The organism is Bdellovibrio bacteriovorus (genome assembly GCF_001592735.1).
In the GTDB taxonomy this organism is placed as follows: Bacteria; Bdellovibrionota; Bdellovibrionia; order Bdellovibrionales; family Bdellovibrionaceae; genus Bdellovibrio; species Bdellovibrio bacteriovorus_D.
The window spans coordinates 2,045,167-2,069,326 of sequence record NZ_LUKE01000001.1 but is presented as its reverse complement, the minus strand read 5'-3'; the positions used below and the strand labels follow the sequence as shown (position 1 = coordinate 2,069,326).

At 46.4% G+C, this 24,160-nt stretch carries 19 protein-coding genes; 12 read left to right on the top strand and 7 right to left on the bottom strand.

Going from position 1 to position 24,160, the window contains the following annotated elements; genetic code table 11:
* Positions 1 to 8: 8 nt before the first annotated feature.
* Positions 9 to 437 (bottom strand): peptide-methionine (R)-S-oxide reductase MsrB, encoded by a 429-nt coding sequence (gene msrB / locus AZI86_RS10050; protein ID WP_061834903.1) that lies wholly within the window; start codon positions 435 to 437, stop codon positions 9 to 11.
* 91 nt (positions 438 to 528) lie between these two features.
* Here msrB and AZI86_RS10045 point away from each other — a divergent pair, with 91 nt between their 5' ends.
* The 11 genes from AZI86_RS10045 (at position 529) to AZI86_RS09995 (ending at position 18,188) form a co-directional block, all read left to right on the top strand.
* On the top strand, positions 529 to 1,101 hold the full coding sequence (locus AZI86_RS10045) for an outer membrane beta-barrel protein (protein WP_061835143.1): 573 nt from the start codon (positions 529 to 531) through the stop codon (positions 1,099 to 1,101).
* Entirely contained in the window at positions 1,101 to 2,174 is a 1,074-nt protein-coding gene (locus AZI86_RS10040; protein WP_061834902.1) for an aminopeptidase, read from the top strand. Before AZI86_RS10045 ends, AZI86_RS10040 begins: the two co-directional genes overlap by 1 nt.
* 62 nt (positions 2,175 to 2,236) lie before the next feature.
* Positions 2,237 to 2,899, top strand: coding sequence for a hypothetical protein (locus AZI86_RS10035; protein WP_061834901.1), 663 nt, complete (start codon positions 2,237 to 2,239; stop codon positions 2,897 to 2,899).
* A gap of 202 nt (positions 2,900 to 3,101) precedes the next feature.
* On the top strand, positions 3,102 to 4,319 hold the full coding sequence (locus tag AZI86_RS10030; RefSeq protein WP_253715856.1) for a hypothetical protein: 1,218 nt from the start codon (positions 3,102 to 3,104) through the stop codon (positions 4,317 to 4,319).
* Between the two features lie 75 nt (positions 4,320 to 4,394).
* Entirely contained in the window at positions 4,395 to 6,956 is a 2,562-nt protein-coding gene (locus tag AZI86_RS10025) for a hypothetical protein (protein WP_061834900.1), read from the top strand.
* Between the two features lie 105 nt (positions 6,957 to 7,061).
* Entirely contained in the window at positions 7,062 to 7,886 is an 825-nt protein-coding gene (locus AZI86_RS10020) for a TIGR02147 family protein (RefSeq protein WP_061834899.1), read from the top strand.
* Positions 7,883 to 8,524, top strand: coding sequence for a hypothetical protein (locus tag AZI86_RS10015; protein WP_061834898.1), 642 nt, complete (start codon positions 7,883 to 7,885; stop codon positions 8,522 to 8,524). Before AZI86_RS10020 ends, AZI86_RS10015 begins: the two co-directional genes overlap by 4 nt.
* 169 nt (positions 8,525 to 8,693) lie before the next feature.
* Positions 8,694 to 10,964, top strand: coding sequence for a hypothetical protein (locus AZI86_RS10010; protein WP_061834897.1), 2,271 nt, complete (start codon positions 8,694 to 8,696; stop codon positions 10,962 to 10,964).
* An 11-nt stretch (positions 10,965 to 10,975) separates the two neighbouring features.
* Positions 10,976 to 13,705: a DUF6242 domain-containing protein gene (locus AZI86_RS10005; protein WP_061834896.1), complete on the top strand. Its 2,730-nt coding sequence runs from the start codon at positions 10,976 to 10,978 to the stop codon at positions 13,703 to 13,705.
* Between the two features lie 161 nt (positions 13,706 to 13,866).
* On the top strand, positions 13,867 to 16,146 hold the full coding sequence (locus tag AZI86_RS10000; protein ID WP_061834895.1) for a hypothetical protein: 2,280 nt from the start codon (positions 13,867 to 13,869) through the stop codon (positions 16,144 to 16,146).
* Positions 16,146 to 18,188 carry a hypothetical protein gene (locus AZI86_RS09995; RefSeq protein ID WP_061834894.1) on the top strand — a complete coding sequence of 681 codons (2,043 nt, stop codon included), beginning with the start codon at positions 16,146 to 16,148 and terminating at the stop codon, positions 18,186 to 18,188. Before AZI86_RS10000 ends, AZI86_RS09995 begins: the two co-directional genes overlap by 1 nt.
* 15 nt (positions 18,189 to 18,203) lie before the next feature.
* On the opposite strand, the gene AZI86_RS09990 is transcribed toward AZI86_RS09995, so the two are convergent.
* From AZI86_RS09990 to AZI86_RS09980, 3 genes are read right to left on the bottom strand one after another with little or no spacing between them, the layout of a single operon-like run.
* Complete coding sequence (locus AZI86_RS09990; RefSeq protein ID WP_061834893.1) at positions 18,204 to 18,677, bottom strand: hypothetical protein; 474 nt, start codon at positions 18,675 to 18,677, stop codon at positions 18,204 to 18,206.
* A gap of 19 nt (positions 18,678 to 18,696) precedes the next feature.
* Positions 18,697 to 19,176, bottom strand: coding sequence for a hypothetical protein (locus AZI86_RS09985; RefSeq protein ID WP_061834892.1), 480 nt, complete (start codon positions 19,174 to 19,176; stop codon positions 18,697 to 18,699).
* Between the two features lie 3 nt (positions 19,177 to 19,179).
* Positions 19,180 to 19,800 carry an RNA polymerase sigma factor gene (locus AZI86_RS09980; RefSeq protein ID WP_061834891.1) on the bottom strand — a complete coding sequence of 207 codons (621 nt, stop codon included), beginning with the start codon at positions 19,798 to 19,800 and terminating at the stop codon, positions 19,180 to 19,182.
* 420 nt (positions 19,801 to 20,220) lie between these two features.
* Here AZI86_RS09980 and AZI86_RS09975 point away from each other — a divergent pair, with 420 nt between their 5' ends.
* On the top strand, positions 20,221 to 20,847 hold the full coding sequence (locus AZI86_RS09975; protein WP_172798002.1) for a hypothetical protein: 627 nt from the start codon (positions 20,221 to 20,223) through the stop codon (positions 20,845 to 20,847).
* Between the two features lie 2 nt (positions 20,848 to 20,849).
* On the opposite strand, the gene AZI86_RS09970 is transcribed toward AZI86_RS09975, so the two are convergent.
* Genes AZI86_RS09970 through AZI86_RS09960 form a run of 3 tightly spaced genes read right to left on the bottom strand, consistent with a single transcriptional unit; the run spans position 20,850 to position 24,159 of the window.
* Positions 20,850 to 21,782, bottom strand: a complete 933-nt coding sequence (locus tag AZI86_RS09970; RefSeq protein ID WP_061834889.1) for a diguanylate cyclase — start codon at positions 21,780 to 21,782, stop codon at positions 20,850 to 20,852.
* Between the two features lie 37 nt (positions 21,783 to 21,819).
* Positions 21,820 to 23,037, bottom strand: coding sequence for a hypothetical protein (locus tag AZI86_RS09965; RefSeq protein WP_061834888.1), 1,218 nt, complete (start codon positions 23,035 to 23,037; stop codon positions 21,820 to 21,822).
* Positions 23,038 to 23,046: 9 nt separating this feature from the next.
* Positions 23,047 to 24,159 (bottom strand): hypothetical protein, encoded by a 1,113-nt coding sequence (locus AZI86_RS09960; RefSeq protein WP_061834887.1) that lies wholly within the window; start codon positions 24,157 to 24,159, stop codon positions 23,047 to 23,049.
* Between the last annotated feature and the right edge of the window lies 1 nt (position 24,160).

Here is a 24,160-nt window from a genome sequence, read left to right as displayed (position 1 = left end):
GAAGACCGCTATTCTCTTTCACTGGGCTTTTTAGGGATGAACTTTAAAGAAGCCGAGTTGATACAATAGCGCAAACCCGTCGGCGCGGGACCGTCGTCAAAGACATGTCCTAGGTGAGAGTTTGAAACTTTCGCTCTGACTTCCACGCGAATCATTCCATGGCTTTCATCTCTAAATTCAACCACTGCATCAGGCGAAACCGGTTTAGTGAAACTGGGCCAGCCGGATCCTGAGTCAAATTTATCATCACTCGAGAAAAGTGGAACACCCGAAATCGCATCGACATAAAGGCCTGGCTCGTGGTTATCCCAGTACTCATTTTGAAAAGGACGTTCCGTGCCGTTTTCAACCATGATCCGGTATTGCTCCGGAGTTAGAAGTTTTCTCAGTTCTTTTTCATCGTTTGGAAGGCCGCATTTTAGGATTTTCTCTGACATAATGGCTCTAAACTACCTTAGTCTAGTTGCTTAAGTCCAGAGATGCTCGAGAATCATGTCATGCGCCACGAGCCCTGGTAATATGATGGATATGAATAAAATCATTTCTACACTTGGCTTACTGGCAACGATGACTCTAAGTTCTTACGCGCATGCTTTCTATACCGAGCTGGGCGCCTCTTATGGCAGAAAAACGACCACGTTTGACCAAGAAAACTCTTTTGATACGGAATCCATCACGGGTTCTCTTTCAATTTACTTCTTAGAGCGCATGGCATTAGAGCTGAGCTACACTGATGCCACCGGCGTTAAAAAAGAAAAAGCAAGCTTAACGGATCCTCGCCGTACCACGACTCAAAAATCCCAAATTCTGGGCGCTGACTTAATTTTGGCCTTTGCCGATAAGAAAGCCCTTTTCCAACCCTACGTCAAAGGCGGAGGCGCGCAAATCAAACGCAGTCAGACGGCGGTGATTGAAGGTGCGGGAACAGCTTCTATTGACCCGGAAACAGCCACGGTTCCCAGTTACGGGGCCGGCATGAAAATTCAACTGACAGAAACTTTCGGTTTAAAATTCAGTTACGATGTTTGGAAAACGCCCCTTGATGGTGGCGCCCAAACGGATGACTCCTCCATCCGTGCCGGAGTGACCTGGATTCTGTAATGAACAAAAAATCTCTGCTGGCTCTTTCATCTTTGATGTTCGTCTTAAGTGGTTGCCAGTTAGGTTACATTATGAAATCCGGCGTGGGACAAATGAAGCTGCTTCATAGCCGCGTTCCCATCAACGAAGCCTTGGCCGACCCAAAGCTTGAAGAAGAAAAAAAATCAAAACTGCGCTTGGCGCTTGAGGCGCGTGAGTTCGCGGAAAAAGATCTTCACCTAAAGCCCACCAAAAATTACACCTCTTATGTCGAACTAGGTCGCCCCTATGTCACCTATGTGGTGAGTGCCGCCGAAAAATGGGAATTAAAAACCTATCAGTGGTCTTATCCGTTTATGGGAAAAATGCCTTATAAAGGTTACTTCAGCGAACCGGATGCTTTAGAAGAAGAAAAAGAAATGCAGGGCAAAGGGTTAGACACCTACATGCGCGGCGTTTCGGCATATAGCACCTTGGGCTGGTTTAATGATCCCATTTTAAGCTCCATGCTTCGCTATGACGATTATGATTTGGTTAACACCATCATTCATGAAACCGTGCATGCCACCTTATTCATCAAGCATGAGGCCGATTTCAATGAACGTCTTGCCACATTCACCGGCACAAAGGGGGCTGAGCTTTTTTATCAAAAAAAAGAAGGCTTAGAATCCCCGACACTGAAGCAGCTGAAAGACGAAGGTGAAGACAGCAAACTTTTTTCAGAATTCATTTCTGCCGAACTGGATGAACTTAAAGTTTGGTACCAAAGTTTAAAAGCTTCCGATCGAGTCGAAGAAAATCGTGTCGCGCGCATCCGTCAAATCCAAGAACGCTTTACCAAAAATTTAAAGCCTCGCCTTAAAACTAAGAATTTTGATCATTTTCCAGAGCTCAAACTCAACAATGCCCGTCTGCTTTTGTATAAAACCTATATGCAGGACTTGAGCGACTTTGAAAAGCTGTATGAGTTGTCGGGACGGAATTTTTCAGAATTCATTCAACGTTGCAAAAACTTAGAGTCCGCACAAGACCCTGCCACGGCGCTAAAAAAGCTCATTTCAGAGTCAACCCTACCAGCGACAAATTCCATCTAGTCCTGTAGACTTGAAATCTAAAAAAGAATATTCTTGATCGGTAACTCCCGAGAGAGGTTGCCATGAAGAATCTACCTTTAGCATTTTTGATCTGCATATTTACTTTTGGCTGCGCTTCGCAAAAAACAACAACCGCTAATGATCCGAAGAATTTTAATAACATCGCGGTGATTTCGGTGATGGATGCTCCGACAAATCCTCTGACGAACACCGATCAGGTTATCACCCAGGAAACTTTGGTCTCCCTCAAAAGCTCGAACAAAAACTCTTTTGAATTGCAAGTTGACAGCAAAATTGTCACCGCAGAACGCGAACAAGCATTGGCCTTAAAAGATATTTATTTAGGAAATCGATATCAAACATTAGAAAAATATTTTTTGGATCAAGCCAGCGCCCAAAACGCCGAATATCTTTTAGTTATTCATCCGTCTCCTCATCCTATGTTTGCTAGCTATACTCCTGGCTATGGCTTGTACTGTGCGCGCAGCGAAGCCAAGGCAGAACTGCAAGGTTATTTCTTACTTTCAAGTGAGCTTTGGGACGTTAAAAAGCAGGAAGTTGTACGCCGCGTACAACTTTCTCCGACAGATTTAAGTTTTAATACCGGCAAGAAATGCACAAACGTTGCCGTCTCGAAAAACCTTATAGACTCTTATAAAGAAAACTTCACAGGCCTGGCGAAAAAATCCAGCGGTTTGATTTTATCACGCACAGGAATTTTATAGAAATCCTGATAAGTAGAGAGTTCGCTCTAGTTTCAAGAGCAAATACTAAATCTGAAGATTTGTTTTACACCTCTTGTACCAATTTCTTTTCATCACCCTCGTAGACATCTCGAAGTGTTCAAAACGCCACTGCGAGCTTTGGCACGTATTTGGCTTTAGCCTTACTTGCCTAGTTTGAACGTAGAAATTTAAGAGGTTTAGGGTGAGGATCTTCTTAGCAATTTCAGTATTTTATACGATCATGGTGTCAGTATGCGCCCACGCCCTGACGTCAACTAGCACGCTTCCCGCAAACATCAATAGTCCGTCTTTTCGCTTCGGCTCTATTGATGGCATTGATCAAAAATACACCGAAGACGGCCGCCTGATGAAGTTAGGCGACTATCGTTCTGTCGTTTTCGATTCAGCCACTTTATCTAGATACAATCCTGACGCTAAACGTTTGGTGGATGCCTTAAATCGTTTCGGTGCTCACAAACTGGGTGATGATTTTAATCTTGGTGTTTTGCGTGTCGACACAAAACCACAAGTTAAATATTTCGCTCCGATATTTGCTCGCGGTATCACAAAGCAATGGACATTGGGCGTCGGTTTACCGGTTGTGTCTTATAAGAATGACATTTCACTATCTCAGCAGTTTTCAAATATCGAATATTACCGTTCGCAATTTAAAGGCATCAGCCCGGAATTGGATGAAGCATTAAATACGGATCTGGGCCAAGCGGCTCGTCAGACATTAAAAAATAAAGGCTATAAAGATCTTAATAATCGCAACGAGTCTTTCTTAGGAGATATTCAAGTTGCGAGTATCTATAAATTCTTTGAAACCGCGGACAAAGCTTTGATCTATCAGGCGCAGCTAACCTTACCAACAGGCCCTAAATATGATGCCGATGACTTGGCGGCTTTAAATATCTTTGGCCGTACCAACATCAACAACACTTTTGCGTTCTCTCAACGTTTAGGTGGTGGATTTATCGCGGTTCCTTACGCTTCCTATATCTTTAATATTCCTGACGACATCACCATGCGTGTTCCATTAGACGCCGACGACTCACTGCCGGATGCCTCCAGCAAAGAAAACGTGACCCGTCACATCGGCAACACGGCCACCGTCGGCGGAAATCTTTTTTACGAAGCTTCTGATTCTTGGACGCTGGGTGCGGGATACGACATTAACGCCAAAGAGGCCGATCAATTCAAAGGCTCCAAAAATTCTCGCTATGATTTACTTGCCACAAACACCCGCACGCAGTTCCAACGCGTTAAAGGTGAGATCTCATACAGCTCGGTAAAATCGTATTTTAAAAAGTCTGCCGTTTTGCCAATGATCGTTTCGCTAGAGGTTTCTGACGTGATCTCCGGAGTCAACGTTGAGCGGCAGTTAGTACAAGAACTTAACGTCATGATGTTTTTTTAGCCGCCCCGTGGGCAAGAGGCGCAGCGGCCAGGGGGCCGCGGAGCTGGATTGAGCTGGACTTAAAGAAAGGATAAAATGAAAAAGACATTTCAACTCATCATTTTTAGCATCTTCATTTTATCCGCGTGCGCGCCCGCCGTGGAAGAGCGCGATTTCGGACAAGCCAAACAAGGTTTCGGTCCAAAGACTCAAGATATTGATCTAAGTTCGGACTTACGTGCCTTTGAAAATGAACCAGTACAACTTTCTTGGCAAGGCGTCGTTTCCACTGACAGCTATTTCCGCCAAGCAGAAAATATCGTCCTTTTAGGACAAGCGCTGCAAGACAGTGACCTTAGCCAAAAAGGCGTTTCTTGGATTCGTCATTTTTATCAACAGCCACAAGTAACAAGTTATGTGGATATGGCGCAATCCCCGTTTGCGGCGATGGCGGCAGCGTATACTCAGACCGAAGTCATGGGCAGCTTAAATCAAGTTGCCGACGAGTTAGCCGCTTCAAGAAAGACTTTGAACAGCACCATCTTAAACATGGGAAAAAGGCATCCATGGCCAGCAAAGCCCACGCCATTGGGTACGGCTTTGCAACAGGTCGAAGATTTCACCCAAAATGTCCTAAAAGCAATTCCACAGATGAATCTGCCCGCTATTATCAGCGAAGGCGTTTCGGCCGAATTAAAAAAACAAACAACCCCCATGTTTCAACAAGCGCAAAAGTCCATCGTCCGACTGGATGAGGCACGCAGCCTAAGTCAAACACTTAAAGCCTTGGATGAAGCTTTAGCGCAATTTGGATTTGAAGTTCCAAAAACATTGCGCACAAGTTTACAGCAAGGTCGCCAGTTAGGTCGCAGCATTGATGCGGCCAAAGATGCCCAAGGGGGACTGACTGTTTTGGTGGATGTTTGGCGCATGCTAAGCGCACAAGAACGAGCTTCTTATTTTAAACCCTTAAGTTCTTCTTTGTATGATTTCTTAAGTAAGCAGTCCGACAAAGACCTCCAATGCTTGCGCACAGAAGGTTGTTCGGGTGGCCTGTTTAACGGCATCGCTAAAAAGCTATTCATCCTGCCAGAAATTAAAAAATACGGTATTTCGCAATTGCAAAACGAAATGAATGTAAAGACCAAAGCCTACGTTTTGACCGACGTTCGTCGTTATGCTCAATCCTATTTACCACAGATACCGGGAATTTTCGCTCAACGTATCGATGCGGGCTTAATGAAAGAAGCCTCTCGATTGTCGTCAGTACAAAAAGACTATCCAGGTTATTTCGGAACGCTGTTGTCTTCTTGGGGCAAAGGCAAAATGCCTTCTCAAGGAGGGAAAATTTATGGATTTGAAACCTCTAACATTCAAATTAATTTAAAATCCGGCAGTGGTTTATCTTTACAAGCTTCCGGGGCGGTGGAAGATTTAAAAGCTCCGACCGCCGGAACTTCAATGTCGGTGAATTCTCTGTTAATGGCCCACAGTCCCTCTGGCGATTCTTTGGCTTTTCAATCCGCCCTTTCACAAATCAATAAATTAATCAGTATCGGTGGCTACCGCGATACAAATGACAAGCTGATCCCGGCATTGCTTTCACCCGTAGGTCATGAAAAGACACCGCTGGATCTTATGAACTTTTCAGCGAACTTAAATTCTTACCGTATTCCCGATAAAATTAAATTGCGTGATGCCTTTCACGCGAATCAAAATATCACTTACGCCAAAGATTTTTCGGCCAGTGCCTTTGCGGATCAAATTAAAGGCCTAAGTGAAATGTTGCGCATCACGGCTGACTGGAAAAACACGAGCTATGACCATTTAGTGGGTCATATCAAGGCCCAAGAACTGACAAATGAAATTCAGTCCGAAGCCTTGAATCGATCTTTATTTCCTAAAGATATGCTTTTTGCCTTAAACATCGCTGACGTGGCCGTCCTTTTACAAGACATCACAAAACGGGCGACACCGGTTTTCTTGGTCAGCGTTGATAATAACATCGTGTGGGCCGATCAATATTCAACCAGTGACGAAACGGCCGTCATGGGCGGTATCGTAGATATTAAAGATGGTAAAAAATCAAACATCGTGCGTTCTAAAGACGTCGCGCAGTTTTTGGTCGCCATTGCCACGTTTCTAGAGGCGACAGAAGGACTTGAGAACACTCGTTCCCCTCTACTTTTAGAAAAAGACGCCAACGGCGATACACCGCTCAGCTTGCTTCGCCAAGGGCGAGCCGATTTAAAGCTTCTGGTCGTGGCCTTAGCTAATTTTATTTCCAATCAGTTGGTTTCAGAAAATGCATTGATTCAATCGCAATACTATTTGCATCAAATGACTCGCTCGAACAACCCGGTTTACAATGTTGAAGAACAGGTAATCTCGATCCGCGCCCTGCTTAAGGCTTGGCAGATTTCTAAAATTGATGCCTATATTTGGTCGGCCCAAGAAATCTATTTTGCGATGAACAAACAGCTCTTCGATGGCCAAGAAAAATTTTACCTCAACGGTGATAAATCGGCTTTGGATTTCCCGATGAAGGTAAATACCTTACTCGCCTTAATGGAGCTAAAGCCGCACTTACCTCGCGCAAGTCAGATTCAATTAGAAAAAATCGCTGCGCCATGGTTGGCGAGCCTGCGTTCGCTGTAACACCGTTCTCGGAGTTGTCGCTCAGAGAACAATCCTGTTTTGACGCACAGGCAGAACTCTTAATCCTATTGTGATTCTGAATATTTTTTTACTAGAATGCTGCGAATGACCGGTAAAAATCTGCAATATCATATTAAAGTACTTAAAGATGAACTGAATTTACGTCGCAAAAAAAATCCTTCCTATTCTTTGCGGGCGTTTGCCAAGTACTTGGAAATCAGCCCGTCTTTATTGTCGAACTTATTACGTGGCCTTAAAGGCATCTCAGATAAAAAAGCGGGAAATATTGCTAAAAAGCTTCAGCTCGACGCTGAGAACAAGAAATTTTTTGTTCTGAGTGCGGTGGGGGCTCACGGCCGATCGGCCACAAAAAGAAAAGGCGCGGCGGCTGAGTTAGAAAATTTGAAAAAGCGACAGGACAATACAGTAAAATTCGCGGGCAATGAAATCGAAGTCATCCGCAGTTGGCACTATCTAACTTTTCTTGAGCTTTTAGAATTAAAGGACTGTGACCACTCAATCACGTGGTTTGCGCGAAGGTTAGGACTTTCCACTATGGCTACCGATAAAATTGTTTCGCAGTTGATTTCTTTAAAGATGGTTGAAATCATCGATCAAAAATATACCGCCCGACATGCGGAATCGCAGTCTTCTTTCGATGTACCTTCGCCAGCAATCAAGGATTTTCATCGCAGTGTTCTGACGGAAGCGGCTAAAGCCTTGGTACGCGACGATGTGATGAAACGTGAATACATGAGCATGACCTTTGCTTTCAATGAAAAGAAGGTGGCCGAAGCCAAAGAGGCCCTTCGCGAATTTCAAACTCAGTTTGCGTCTCGTTTTTATGAGCAAGATGCGGAAAAAGATTCCGTTTATCAGCTCTCTCTGCAATTCTTTCGCACAGATTTACCCGTAGGTGATCACAAATGAAACTTGTCTTAATTCTGTTTACACTTTTGCATTCTGCTTCCTTATTCGCCGGCCCTCGGGTGATTGGCAACGGGGGGGGGCTTTGGACTTGTCATGACGCTCAAGGTGAAATGCAATTTGGCGTTCTGGTAGATCTTTATGAAGCAAGCAACGAATTTGAGTTGCCGGTTATTTTAGGGCAGTATTCAGACACTCCTGAAAGTGTCTTGAAATCCCGTCAAAAGTGGTTACAAGAAAACCTGCCCCAAATAGACAGTTTATTGAGGCCCTATCTTGAGAGAGTTCAGAAAAATATTCACTTCGTTGATGCGAAACTTCGCTCCATTGAAGATATTTACAATCGCATCGAGCCCGGTTACGACTTTTGTTTTACCGAGAACATAAAATACACCCAGTTCGCGAACTTCACCGTGGACGGGCGGATTTTGATCAGTGAACAGCTTTGGTATTCATCAAAAATTGCGGCTATAAATAAAGCCGCCCTTATTTTTCATGAAGCAATCTATCTCATGCTGCGAGAAACAAAGAACGAAACGGACTCAGTCAACGCTCGTTACATTACCGGGATTTTGTTCACAACACTTAACCCCACCGAGATGAAGAAGAAATTAAGCCATGTCATGGATCTGCAGCAGTAACTGCCCACTTAAGGAGTCCTGTTCGCTGATATTTTTTTGAGTAAACACTATTTGTTTTCTTAAATTTCAAGTCCCCTATATGCACCCTTAACTCATCACTAAATAATTTGAGTTCTCAATTTTCAAAATCCTACTTCCGATAAGACGTCCATTGGGAAGCCGAGGGAACATGGACAAATTTGGGACGTTTGTTTTAGGTGCATTACTTTTAAGTTTCTCTGCATACGCGACGCCAGCCTTGCTTACTTATCAAGGGCGTATCATCAAAAGTGACGGAAGCCCCCTTGAATATCCCAGTGTGAGTTTTATTTTTCAAATCACTGATCCCAGCGGCGCATGCGTGGTGTACCAAGAACAGGTTGACGGCTATGACATGACTCACTCTAAGGGTATTTTTGATACCGCGATTGGATCTGGAAGTCGTTCTTTTCCCGCTACGGGGGTATTCACGGTTTTAGATTCCTTACGTAATGGCGTGAGCCTTTCCTGCCAAGGTGGATCCACTGTCACGTTGCCTTTACACGCCGGAAGACTTTTAAGAGTTTCTTTCTGGGATGGGCGGGGATGGAGGTTAATCTCTCCTGACTCCGAAATCCGCACAGTTCCTTACGCAGGATTCTCGACGGGCTTTACCGGTTTGTTATCAGGTGACGTGAGTGGGCCGCAAACTTTGACCTCCGTCGACAAAATCAAAGGCGTACCCGTAGATTTAACGGGCAATTCGGTTGGAAAAGTTCTTTCGTTCGACGGTTCGAAATTCGTTCCTGCAACTCTCGCAACAGGAACCACGGGGACCGTAACAAGCGTGACCGGAGGCACAGGACTGGTGGGTGGTACCATCACCACTTCAGGCACCTTGAGTGTCGATGTCGGGACCACGACCGGAAAAATTCTTCAAGTAGCGACAGGTAATAAGCTTCCAATTATCGATGGTTCTAATCTGACCAATCTTGATGCCAGTCATCTCACCACGGGATCTTTGCCAAGCTCATCTCTGCCCGCATTTTCCGGCGATGTTACCTCTTCTGCGGGCTCATCTATCTTAACACTTTCCACAGTTCCCATTTCTAAAGGCGGAACCGGCGCCACTTCAAGAGCAAATGCTCTTAACAATCTTTTACCTGATCAAACAGGTAATTCCGGTCTCTTTTTGCAAACCAATGGAACCGACGCGTCGTGGGTAGCCACCCCGAATACAGGTATTGCTTCCTTAACGGGAGATGTAACTGCTTCAGGGCCGGGGGCCTCCACCGCCACCATTGCGACAGACGCCGTGAACAGCGCCAAAATATTAGATGGAACCATTGGGGTCGTTGATCTCAATTTTGCCAGTACGATGACGGCAAATTCCGGTGTGGTCGTCCGTAACGGAACACAGTTTTTCAATAAGACATGCAGCAATAATGAAATTTTGGTGTGGAACACCTCTAACGGTTGGTCTTGCAGTGCTCTTCCGTCGGCTGGGGGGAGCGGAACCGTGACATCCGTGACGGCCGGAACCGGATTGGATGGAGGATCCATCACCACCTCGGGAACGATTTCGATTGCGGCCGGGGGTGTAAATACGACGGAAATTGCAAATGGTGCTGTCACCGGAGCTAAGCTTGAGACCGTGGGCGGACTCACCGCCGGAACCTATGGCTCTGCTTCGGCAGTTCCCAACATCACTGTGGATACGAAAGGTCGCGTGACGTCAATTTCGACTCAATCGATCAACACTCTTCCCACGGCCTCGACAAGCTCTGGAAAATTTTTAAAATCCGACGGAACAAACTGGAGTGGAGCGGACGTGCGTTTTAGCGACATAAAAAATAGCATGGGCGCTTCGGCATTTAATATTGGGGTTTGTAACGCAAACCAAACCGTCAAATGGTCCGCGTTGACTGATATGTTTGAATGCCAAAATATTGCTTCTTTAGATGCCGCGGCTATCACCACTGGAACCATCGCCGCGGGCCGACTTCCCGCAAGTGCGACCTTGTGGCAAGACGGTGGTTCTTCACGCATTTATTACAGTGCAGGAAATGTGGGGATCGGAACCTCCACCGCCTCGACACCCTTAGACGTAAATGGGGCGGCCGCAGTCAATTCTAGTTTTGAAGGCGTCAGTGCCTACACCAATACCGGCGCAAGCTACACCATCCCTGACACGTCTGTTAATATTCGTCGATTGACGTTAAGTTCCGCGACCTCCGCTATTCGCCTGCCGGCGATGACGTCACCTCCGGGAAAGATGTACAGCCTCACTCTTTTTGTTAAACAAGATGGAACCGGAAATCGAGCACTTTCTATTCTCACCGCATCTGGAGACTCCGTGAAATGGGATTCCAACGTGGCGCCGACAATCGCGACGGCCTCAGGCTCCATCACCATATTGCAATTCATCAAGGCCGCTGATGAGACTGTGTGGTACGGTTCGATGGTGTGGAAAGAAAACTAAGGGGCTTTAGCATGAACCAAAAACTAAAGCGCCGCGAATTCATCAAAGCCCTGACTTCCGTGGGACTCTTGTCAACGGCAGTGACCCTCACATCTTCAAATTCTTGGGCGTGGGTGGCAACCCGCATGCGCAAATCCAAAAACCTTGCCATCGCTTATCTTCGCATGATCGGGGTGGATTCCGGGTCTAACGGTCGAAGCACCACAACCGCCACTGGAGCCACTTGGACTAATGGAACAATGCCGTCCGCGAACAATCAAAAAGGTTCTTGGGCGCTCACCGCTTATAATGGTTCAACTTATGTTGTCCTGCTTTCTCCAGGAAATAACGTGGCCACGTCGACGGATGGCACGACGTGGACATTGCGCACTCTGCCTTCTTCACAGACATGGACGGGGTTAGCCACAAATGGATCAAAATTTGTTGCTATCGCGAGCGCTGCCAACCGAGGCGCTCATTCGAATGATGGCATCACGTGGACACAAACCAATACTCTCCCTTCAGCTTCCAACTGGGCATGCCTCTCGTGGAACGGCACTGTTTTTTGCGCGGTTGCGACAGGGTCCAACCGCGGCATGACTTCGACAGATGGTGTTAGTTGGACCGCGAGAACTCTTTCGAGCACGGCCAATTGGTCTGCGATTTCCTGGAGTGGATCCCTATTTTCCGTCGTGGCTAAGAACAGCAACATCGTAATAACCTCGCCCGACGGAATAAATTGGTCGTCGACAGCATCCTTGCCTGTGCAATCGGACCAACCCTTTCTAATATCCGGCTCTAACGTCATTTTGCCCGCATCAAACTCTTTCTTAAATGGCGATACCTATTTTTCCACGAACGCTTCAACGTGGACCCGCAACAACACTCTTCCTTCGGGTACGTGGAAGCTTTTTCAGTTCATAAATGGCTATTACATAGCGGTAGACTCTGGCACAACCGGAGGAAATCGCTTCATACGATCCGCTGACGGAATCAATTGGACAAGCGGAAGTCTTCCTAATACTTTTACTTGGAACGGACTGGCCTGGAACGGAAGTGTTGCTTGTCTTATTGGCAACAGTATTTTTAGTCCTTTTGGCGATAACAAGGTCATCACTTCCACGGACCTGACAACTTGGACCCAATCCAATTTACCAGCGACCGGTCAATGGTACCAACTGACTTCCAATGGCTCCAATTTTCTTTTATTAGGCAATTATTGGATGAGCGGTGATATCTTTTATCAATCTGTCGATGGGATTACGTGGACCACCCTTTCCATCCCCAGCGGCATGAGTTCAGTCAGCCTTCTTCTAGGAAGCTCGGGTCGATACCTTTCGGTGACCCCTGGTTCCGGCACATGTCTTTATTCCACAAATGATGGTGCGAACTGGAGTACGGTCACCTTGCCTTCAAGCGCGAACTGGAGCTGCGTCACTTATGCTAATAGCCTCTTTATCATTTTAGGCGACAATACATTTTTGACTTCCACGGACGCCACCTCTTGGTCCCAGGCAACCCTACCACTTTCGGCAACTTGGACGTCGGTGGTTTGGACGGGAAGCTTCTATGTCGCGAAAACCAGTGATTCTAGTTTGATGGCGACCTCCGCAGACGGTGTGACATGGTTCGTGGAGGGTATTGAGAAAGCGAACTGGTCTTCCATGGCTCATAACGGAAGCGTTTTTGCCGCCGTTGAGAGTGGCACCAACAAGCTAGCGACCTCTACCGATGGAAGATCCTGGAAAACATCCACCATGCCTTCAAGTTCTGACTGGTCCATAACTGCCCAAGGAACGCGTTTTGGCGCCGTGGGAAGTGGAACGTCCGCCGCTTATTCTGATGACGGGGCATCTTGGACCCCGACAGTCATGCCCAGTTCGCAAAGCTGGGTGGGGATTTCATCTCGATCGAATCAGTTTTTTGCTGTGGGAAATCTTTCCAATCGCGCCGCAATTTCCAACGACGGCACCTCTTGGAGCGCTTTAGGCTCTTTACCCGAAAGCCCCGGCACGGGTCGATGGACCGCAGTGGCCTCAAGCTCTTCATTAGCCGTAGCCCTCGCCGCCGACTCATCCACAGCTGCAAACTCTACCAACGGATCCACGTGGAGCCCAAGCACCTTGCCGGTGGCGGCTTCATGGTCTGCGATGGCATGGAATGGAAGCATTTTTTGCGCTATTGCCTCTGCCGGAAACATCGCCGTCACATCCGCTGATGGTGTTACATGGTCACAACAAACTTTACCAGCTTCGGCAGACTGGAATTCCATAGTTTGGAATGGCAGCATTTTTTGCGCCATTGCTCCCGGAACTGTCGGTGCCATTTCTTCAGACGGAGTTTCGTGGACTCAAGTCACCTTACCCAATGCCTCCTGGAGCTGCTTAGTCTGGAATCAAACTCAATTTTTGGCTTTAGCCCGCGGGGGAACTATCAAGATGACATCCCCTGATGGAGTGAACTGGTCTTCAAGTTCCATAACCAACTATGACTATCGGGCCATCTCTTGGAATGGTTCTCTTTTTTGCGCTCTGAGTGCGGGCTCTAGCAAATTTTATTGTCACATCAGTACTGATGGCTCGACATGGACCCGCTACCAAATTGCTAACGCCTCGTATGACGGGCTTTCGATTGTTTGGAATGGCGCCCGCTTTTACGCCTCCACGGAAACAAATCAGCTTTATAGCTCCCCGGACGGAGCAACTTGGGCTTCGGTCTCTGGACCTAGTTCAGCTAGGTACATTTTTACCCCTCGTCCGTGATTATCATGTGAGGAAGCGTTAACCGAGAGAATTTCCTGTAAACAGTTTTTCAATTTATCTTCCTCTAAACTAATATAAACCTCGTGATCCTAACGCTGAATAATTTGAGTCTTCAACTCCTGATAGCTTATTCCGATAAGATCAAAAGAATTTGAGGGGTCATGAAACAAGTTTGGACGTTTCTGTTGCTATCTATATTCTTTTTAAGCTCACAGGTGCAAGCAACGCCGGCACTGCTGACCTACCAGGGCCGTATTCTTCGAAGCGATGGTACGCCTCTTCAATACCATAATGTCAGTTTTATTTTTCAGATCACTGATCCAGGCGGATCTTGTATAATTTATCAGGAACAAGTCAGCGGCTACGACATGACTCACTCCAAAGGTCTATTTGACACGGCCATTGGTTCTGGCACTCGGTCTTTCCCCGCCTCGGGTGTATTTTCGGTTTTGGATTCATTAAAAAATGGCATTCCCCTTTCTTGCCAAGGCGGTTCGAGCGTCACACTCCCTTTACATGCTGGGCGTCTATTGCGTGTGTCTTTTTGGGATGGCTCGGGATGGAAGATGTTGTCACCAGACAGCGAAATACGCACTGTTCCCTATGCCGGTTTTGCGAATGGCTTTACAGGCCTGCTTGCAGGAGACGTCAGCGGCACCCAATCTTCCGTTTCGGTGGATAAGATCAAAGGGGTGCCCGTGGATTTGACCGGCAATTCATCAGGAAAAGTTCTGGCATTTGATGGTACGAAGTTCACCCCTGTCACTCCCGCTTCCGGAAGTGGTGGTTCCGGGACCGTCACCAGCGTCGCGGCCGGAACGGGACTTCTGGGAGGAACTATTTCGATCACGGGAACGTTGAGTGTCGATGTTGGAACCACGACCGGAAAAATTTTGCAAGTGGGTGTCGGAGATAAACTTCCGTCTGTCGACGGATCCAATCTGACGAACTTAAATGCCTCGCACATAAGTTCTGGAAGCTTACCCACAGCATCCCTCCCGGCATTCACGGGGGACGTCACGTCGTCCGCGGGATCTAATTCTTTGACCTTAGCAACAGTTCCGATCACCAAAGGCGGGACCGGCGCCACTTCGCAGGGTGCAGCCATCAACAATCTTTTACCTTCGCAATTTGGGAACAACGGTCTTTATTTGCAATCGGACGGAACCAATGTTTCTTGGGCCGCCCCAACCCTCGCCGCGGATTCTGTGACCAGTGCCAAAATCTTAGATGGCGCTGTCGGTGTCGCGGATCTTAATTTCGCCGGAAGTATGACGTCAAACAGTGGCCTCATAGTTCGTAATGGCACTCAGTTCTTTAATAAATCCTGCAATGACAATGAAATGCTAATTTGGACCACGTCAAATGGATGGTCTTGTTCCCCCGCGCCATCTGGAGGCGGAAGCGGAACGGTGACTTCAATCACTGCCGGAACAGGGCTTAACGGGGGTAGCATCACGACATCAGGAACAATTTCTATTTCTTCCGGTGGAGTGACATCAACAGAGCTTGCTGCGAACTCTGTCATAACCGCAAAAATAAATGATGGGGCCGTGACAGCAGCCAAATTAGAAACTGTGAGTGGTTTGACAGCGGGTGTGTATGGCTCTTCCACTTTAATTCCAAGTATCACCGTTGATAATAAAGGCCGAGTCACCGCGATTTCGACAAATTCCGTGACATCTCTTCCTTCCGCTTCCGGAGCCTCAGGACAGTATCTTAAATCGAACGGCACTTCTTGGGCGGGCGCAGACATTCGATTTTCTGACATTAAAAATAGTTTGGGAGCGTCCGCGTTCAATACGAATTCCTGTGATGCTAATCAAACTGTAAAGTGGTCATCGTTGACTGATATGTTTGAATGTCAAAACATCGGATCGTTAGATGCGTCGGCAATTACAGGAGGCACAATTGCTTCTGCCCGTCTTCCTGCGGGAGCTTCGATGTGGCAGGATGGGGGCTCTTCAAGAATCCATTACAGCGCGGGCAACGTGGGAATCGGAACGGCCACTCCGGAGACAGGTCTTGATGTGGATCAAGCCATGACATTGCGCAAAGCGTACTTTGAAAAAGTGGGTGATCTTGGGGCCTTGTCTTGTGGTGCGACCAATATCACGGGTTATGCCACAAATATTTATACAGTCACTGCCTGCGCGTCGGGTACAACGACATTAAATATTCCCACCATCACAGGATGGCCCGCAGGAAGTATGTCTTGGAACGTTACTTTCTTTGTTACGGGCCAAACAGCAAGTGTGTTTAACATTTCTTATAACGGAGCTACTAGCAGCGTTTATTGGGATAAAAATTCAACTGGTGGGTCAGGAGGCGCGAGTTACAGCGGCTTTGCGGTCAACTCTGGAACCACAAGTATCATCAGCTGCCTAGTCATGAATAGCAGTGGCGTGAAAGTTTATTGTGGAGTGGCAGCTCAATACTAATGCGTAATCTTATTTTTATTATGATTATTTTAATCACCACTCCCGCCCAGTCCTTCATGGGGATGACGGCCATGCGCTTGGGAAAAAAAGCAGTGGCTGTGGTCGCAGGTGCATTGGAATTTTTTGTGGGGGACCCAGATGGAATCGGGTATCTGGATGGTTATCGGACAACGGCCCGTGTTTTTTTTCCCATGAAAATAAAAGTGAACTCCGGAGAGATATTCTTTCAAGATTTAGCCCTTTCAAGAAAGGTGGATACTGCAGGAAATGTATCTACTTTATCTGGAACTTTTACCGCAGACTCTGACATCGCAATGTCGAGCTTAAGTGCGAATCCTGAGGTGACGATGACCGGAGAGGATTTCGCCGGTAATAAATATTTATTAACTTCATACTCCATCTTAAAATATGACGGGTCTACATTCATGCCCTTTGTTGGATCAATTCCTGGTACGGCCGATGGAACCGGCACGAGTGCAAGTTTTACGTCCTTGTCAGAAATGACCTTTGATTCTGCAAATAATATTTATGTCACAGATAATGGCACCAGAGTCCGCAAAATCACGCCCGCCGGAGTCGTCACCACCATCGCGGGTTCAACCACGGCGGGCAATGCGGTGGGTGTAGGAACGGCTGCTCGTTTTGCCGGAGCTAAATTTATCGCCTTTGCTGCCCCCAACTATCTTTACGTGTATGACGAAGCCTACACCCACATAAAACGTATCGACTTGGCCTCAAGCAACACCGTTTCGCATTTTGCGGGGCCCACCACGACGCCAGGATTCAGCATCGTCGATGGCACCGGCGCTGCCGCGCGATTTATGGTAATGATGAAAATGAAAGTAGATCCTTCTGGAAACCTCTTTGTAACAAACTATACTGTTTTAAGAAAAATCACGCCAGGTGCCGTAGTCACCACCGTTGCCGGCAGAATACCCACCTCAAACCTGGCATATAAAGATGGCACCGGGACTGCCGCAGAATTTGGACTTATCCAAGATTTCGATTTTGATACCAATGGTGATATTTACGTGGCAGATTTTGGCGCCATTCGCAAAGTAACTTCTGCCGGAGTGGTAACCACATTTGTTGGTCATCCACCAAATCGAGGTATGCTAAATGCCAACGGCACGGCCGCAAAGTTTCTAGATATAAACTCTATCGCGGCCATCGGCGGTAATATCTATATAGCGGATACAATGAATAATCTTATTAGACGAAGCAACTCCAGCGGGGTTGTTACCACATTTGCTGGATCGGGAGACTCTGGCTCTGATAACGGCACGGGCTCTGCTGCCACTTTTGATGGCCCTTATTCGATGACTTTTGATAACAGCGGAAACTTGTACGTATATGATAGCGTTAGCTACAGAATGCGAAAAATTAGCCCTAGCGCAGTAGTATCTACCATCGCGGGAGGCGCAGAAGGAAGTGCCGATGGCACGGGCGCCGCTGCACAATTTGGTTCTGTGGGGAGCATGATCGCAGATTCCGCCGGAAATATTTACCTGACCATGACGGATTATTGCGTGGTTCGTAAAATCACTTCCGCAGGTGTGGTGTCGACCATCGCAGGGGTGGCTTCGGATTGCTCTCCGACAAATGGCACTGGAACTGCCGCTAAGTTTGGAAATCCTAAAGGGCTTGCCATAGATTCATCCGGAAATCTTTTTATCTCTGATTCGTGGGATCACACGATCAAAAAGATGACATTGCCTGGCGGAGTGGTCACCACTTTCGCTGGGTCTTCAGGAGCAGCCGGAATCAATGACGGGACAGGCGCCTCCGCCCGTTTTACCGAACCGGGTGCTATGGTTATAGATCCAGCAACAAACAATCTTTATGTTTTTGACTCCGGTTCAGGATTGCTTCGTAAAATCACTCCTGCAGGCGTTGTCACCACGGTCCTAGGAACGAGCAACGTCATAAAAAATCAAACGGGAGCTACGCCCACGTTAGGAATGGTGACTTCTATGACCATCTCTGGCGGAAAGCTTTATCTTGCAGCCAATTATGGGGTCATGCGAATTAATCTGCCATAAGCCTTTTGGCCAAAACTATTTTTCTTCGATGATTTTCGGTGACGGCAAAGGTTTCGCATTTTTGCCGCCGCTATTTTCAGAACTTAAAAGAGTTTTGATTTTATTTGTCAGATCTTGCTTGATGTTCAGGTACTGAACCAAGCGATCCACGCCCAACAGCGGCTTTAAACGATCGATCTCTTGCTCACCAAGCTTGCCGTAATTTTGCGTTAAACGCTTGTATTTGGCGAGCTCAGCTTCCTTCGTCTTAGAGGTACTAGCTTTTCCCATCGCTTCGACAGAGGACTGCAATGCTTGATTTAAACTTGCTTTTTCTTCGTTCAGATTTTTAAGAATTTCGGCGAACTTTTTTTCTTCGATCGATGACAGATTCAGTTCATCGCTCATTTTCCAAATCAGCAGTTCTTCCAGCTGATTGCGTTTCTCCGCAGCTAAAGAAGCCGCGGAGAATAAGTTAAAAAGAAGTAAGATGGTAATCCAAAGCCGCACGTTTCACCCACAAGGGTGATCAATGTACTTTGTCACCCATGATTTTATTGAATTGAGCTATGGATAAATTTTCGAATGATTCGCTAGCTACGTCTATCAAAAAGTCAGAATCACTTTGTGAGGAGATGAAAGTCTGGACCAGCTCTTCGGGGGTCGTAATGGCCCTCGCCGCAATTCGTTCCTGGCCATCACTGACCAAACCAGCCCTTTGCATTCCTTCGGTGATTTTTGAAACCTGAGGCATAGCAAAAATTAAAAGCAAAAATAACGAGGTCACGCCACCTGCGGGGTAAAGCCAACTCCGCCAATGTCTGCGCAACAGATTGCGTGAGGCAATCAATGGTGTCGCTGGCGCGATCTCGGTTTTTTCCACTTCCGCCATGATCTTGTCATGCAATCTATCGAAAAACTCCTCACTCATTGGCAGTTCTAAGTCGTCAGCATCTTTAAGGCCTTGCCGCACTTTATCCAACCGACCTTTCTGATCCAAGAAATCCATGCACTATCCTTCTGCTTCTGCGTATTTAAGGTTCATCTCGGTAAAGAATCCTCCGACATCTTCCGTCCAGTTTTTCAACTCTGCCTGGGTCTCAAACGTCTGACGAAGTTTAAGCAAAGCGTGACGGTAGTTGGCTTTCGCCGTGTCATAAGGACATTCCATGATGTCCGCAATTTCGTTAAAGCTCAGGTCTTCGTAGACACGTAAGACCAGCGCTGTTTTCTGTTTAATTGGTAACTTTTCAACTTCCTTATGCAGCAAGTCCGCAACAGATGTGTGCACCAATGTTGTTTCCGCCTCTGCATCGACGGCAAGATGCACATCATCAATATCAACCGTGTTCCGCTTCCATTCACGCAACTTATTGCGCGCGGTATTCACAGCGATCTGGAATAACCAGCTTTTGAAAGACGCTCTTCCTTCAAAGGAATGCATCTTTTCATAAGCCTTGATGAACGCTTCTTGAGTTACATCCTCCGCAGCGTCCATATCTTTGACAAACCTCAAACTCAACCGCAGCACACTTCTTTGATGTCGTTTCACGAGTTCGGAAAATGAGCGTCTGTCCCCCGACTTCACTTTCTCTACCAGTTCAAGATCCGTTACGTTGAGATCTCTCTGCATATTTTGACTCGTTTCTGTCTAAATTCGGTTAGTGTCTTGAATTTTTTTCCAGAAAGGCCATCGAGCCCCCCTCCAGACTGCGGTAAATTCTCCCCTAAAACCCGCCGTCTCTCAGGAAATATCTTATGCAATCACAGTGCCGAAAATGAAAGGACAAAATGACTCTAAATATGCGAAATATCTTAGGAATTCTTAAAATACTTATGCCTCCTATTAGACTTTCTTATGGGGCAGGATGTTGGTCTAGGTTTTCGTTTTTAAAGCTTCTACAACGACGTTAGAAACTTTCCGCGAGTGGAATGAATTCTGCTAAGACAGTGACACATGCGCACAATTATTTTCTGTCTTATATATATAATGTTCGGCCACGCCTCAGCTCAAAGCTCGTTGTTCTTAGACGAGTCTTCCTTGCCTTCATATATGCTAGACCAAAAGGATCCTCTGTTTTACAGCGAGGGAGTTATTGCCACCGCCAGTGGAACAAGTTCCCTTTGTGGCCCCACTTCGGTGATGAACTGGCTCCAACTGCGACACCAAAATGCTTATTCGAAAATTCAGCTCGTCAAATTCGTACAGTTAATTGGTAATGACCTGCGCGCCCAAAGAGTTGAAATCAACAATGGTTTAACCGAACCACAGCTTTTAAAATTCTTAGAGATATACAACTCGTACTTAGAAGAAAACTCTGAATATGTTTACGTCAATCGCGGAGAGCTTCAGCCCCTCGACATCTTAAATAACAAGCCTCAAATTTTGATGCTGCGATATTCAGAAGTCGTGCGCTATATGCCAGGCCGAAATCGTGACGACTTTAAAATCCCCTTCTCCGGAGCCCACTATGTTTTAAAAGTAGGTGCTATTGATGATCAGATCCTGGTTATTGATCCTGAAAACCCAACCTATCTGACTCGCCTAAAACTTGAAGAGACCAAAGAAGGTTCGATGAAGGTGTTCCGGGTCCGCCCTCAAAGTAAAAGGGACCTGCAGTCTTTTGCTTACGGGGTCCCTTTGATTTGGTCTATGACCGGTTTGATTCAAGAAAAATAAAACTAAGACGCGACCGTGACTTTGTTACGGCCACCTTGTTTTGATTGATACAAGGCTTTATCCGCACGCTCATACAATTGAGTCCATTCCGTTTCTGCTGCAAGCTTCGTTGCCACACCTACGGAAATAGTCACGGGCACTTTTTTACCTTCCCATTGAAAGTCATGGGATTCAATCGTGTGACGAATACGCTCGCCGACTTCTCCGGCGGTCTTTAGCGGAGAACCGGAAAGAAGCAAAACAAATTCTTCCCCGCCATAACGGGCAAAGAAGTCATTGGCACGAATCAGTTTAGTAATCACGATACGGCATAGCTCCTTCAGGATGTAGTCTCCACCTGGGTGGCCATACGTATCGTTAATTTTTTTAAAATGGTCGATATCAAAAGTCACTAGCGACAACGGCTCATTTAAAAGCTCCGAACGCTTCACCGCTTCCGGGCCTTTTTCTAAAAGCGCGCCTTTAGAGTGCGCCCCAGTTAAAGCGTCTTTGTGGGCACGCTCGTACATCGCCGCATTGGTCATGGATTCTAAACTTCCTTTTTCAAGGAATTTAAAAATCACATTGCCGGTTTTAATCTGGTCATTGTTTTTCAAAAGACATGACGATAACGGAGGAATGGTTTGACCGTTCACCACTGTTTTATTGGTTGAACCCAAATCGATCACCGATACATCACCGCCATTCACCGCGAATTTAGCGTGCGAACGACTTAAACTTTTATCATCGATGTAAACTTGGCTTTCAACGGAACGACCAATCACAATGTCATTGGCCGTGATAAGATACTGCTTTCCCACGTAGCCGGGAGGTCCAATAAGAACTACGATGGCCGGCGGAACTTCGTCCGCCTCTTTTAAGCGACCACGGAACGTGTCGCTGGCAACAATACTGGTTTTTTCTAAATGTTCATTCGTGTCGTCGTTCTGAGCCATAAGGAGAAGTATAAAACTCCCCCCCGACACCTGACAATCAAGCTTTCTTCAATTTTTCTTTGGCTAGTCTCTTGCCCAGCTCGACACCTGGTTGGTCGAAGGCATCAATCTGCATGTACTCACCCATTCCAGCCACGACAAGTTCCCAGAACATAAATAGATATCCTAGGGTTTGTTCGTCTAAGACTTTAGTCTTAAACGTCATCGTCGAAACTCCATTGGCCGTCAAAGCTTCTTGGGTCGCTAAAGCTTCTGCTTTTAACAACTCACCCATCGTGCGGCCTTCAAGATCCTTGGTTTCTTTGAATTGAGACGTATGCAAACGTTGCGCGCCCCCTTCTGATTCTTCCACGCGGAAGAACATCACAAACTTGTCTTTGTGACCTTCCATCACCTGCTGCAAGATCGAGTGCTGATCTGAAGCACCAATCGCGTACATCGGCGTACTAGCACGAGCAGCCGTTCCACCCGAACGAGATTGCGCTTTGCCTAAAGACTCTGCCCACAATTGTTGAAACCATCCACCAAAGTTTTTAAGACGTGAATTATAGAACCATAATAAAGAAATCCACTCACCACGCTCGTAACTTTGCGCCACCTGCGCCATGGTTTGCGTCACCAAAGAAGTGTCATTCATTGCTTTGCGCGCACCCAAACGAATTTTTTCTAAATCCAAACCCAAAAATGCGGCCGGCATCATTCCCACCGGACTCAATACAGAAAAACGTCCTCCGACATCTAAAGGAATTTCACAGGTCGGTGTATGGTGACGTTTTGCCCACGCGGTCAAAGTGTTATCTTTAGGTTCAGAAATCACAACACTTTGTGCGCCAAGATTTAGTTGCTCTTGTTTGTACATTTGCTCGACAAACTCTAAGGCACACAGGGACTCAATGGTCGTGCCGCTCTTAGAAATAAAGACCCAACCCACTTTTTTTAGATCGCCAAGTTCTTCCATCAAGGTTTCAAATTCAAGTGCATCGACGTTATCAACGAAGAACATATTTTTAGCGCGGAAGATTTCAGCGATCACGCGGTTCCCAAGAGAGCTTCCGCCCAAACCCACAATCACGATCTGTTGAAACTTTTCGCGAAACTCTTGACCTACTTTATGTGATTGCTGCCAAAGAGCGATACGCTCTACCAACTGCGGAAAGCCAATGTCTTTACGTTGCAAAAACAACTTCAAAGACTCTTGGCACTTTTGAACAACTGAATCATTTAATTTATGACTTGCTTGAGAAATTTCTAACATGGCGACTCCTTATGAGATCGCGACGTCTTCCTCAATACGATGATATCCCCGCCACTCTTTTAAGCGGCCGCGCGGTCTTGCTCCGTCTTCGGGGTATTCAATCAGAACGTAGGTCAACTTCGTGATCTTTCCTAAAGACACGATATCTAAAGAAGTGATCTCCGTCCATGTTCCTGTATTAAAATACTCTTTATTTTCTGACCACTGGCGATACTGATAAACGTGGGTGTGCCCAAAGATGACCGTATGCACCCGCTCATCGCCCAAAATCTTACGCGCTGATTCACTTAAATCCGGAAAGATGGCACTTTCTGCAATGACTTTAATGATCTTTTTAAGTGGATAACTGCGACGAGGGTCTTTAATTAAAGCACTTTTCATGAAATAGCCGACGGCCATAAAGAAAGCTTTAATCATCAATTTAGTTTCATTGACGATGGACCAACGCACCATCTTACCAAACGGTCGGATTTTATCCACATGCGGATAGAACTGCTTAATTTTTAAGACCACTTCTAAAAAGAAATGGGAGCCAAACGGTAAATTCAAGATCGGCTCTACCAGATCCTTCTTTAAAAAGAATTTCTTAGGGTCCATACGATTGGCCGCTTCATGCATGTGGCCATGCTCGATATGAACGCCATCAAAGAAGTAGACGATGTTTTTATAGCGGATAGGAGTGCCAATAACCTGGTTCAAATAAGCGCGACACGCGGGCCACAACATCCCCTGGTCATGGTTACCCACGATGTAGGTGATGGTATTGCCAGGTTTGGCGGCAAACTCTGAAAGGGCCTTAAAGACATTCATATGTCCTTTAACACAGTCTTTAAGAATTTCTAAAGTGACCGCTTCCGTGATAACCGAAAGAAAATGGCCTTTGTAATCGCACTGCAAAAAGTTAAGGAAGTCACCGTTGATGATCAGCTCGACTTCATAATCACGGTAAATACCTGTGGAATAGAAGTGGATGAACTCCACAAGCTTTTCCCCATAGTAAAATTCTTCTAAAGAATTGATTCCGCCTTTTTCTAAAAGACGACCCTTCCCCAAATGGAGATCACTGATGATCACTTTGATTTTTTTTACGGGGGTCGGTTGCTCTGGCGGAGCGGCTTCCATA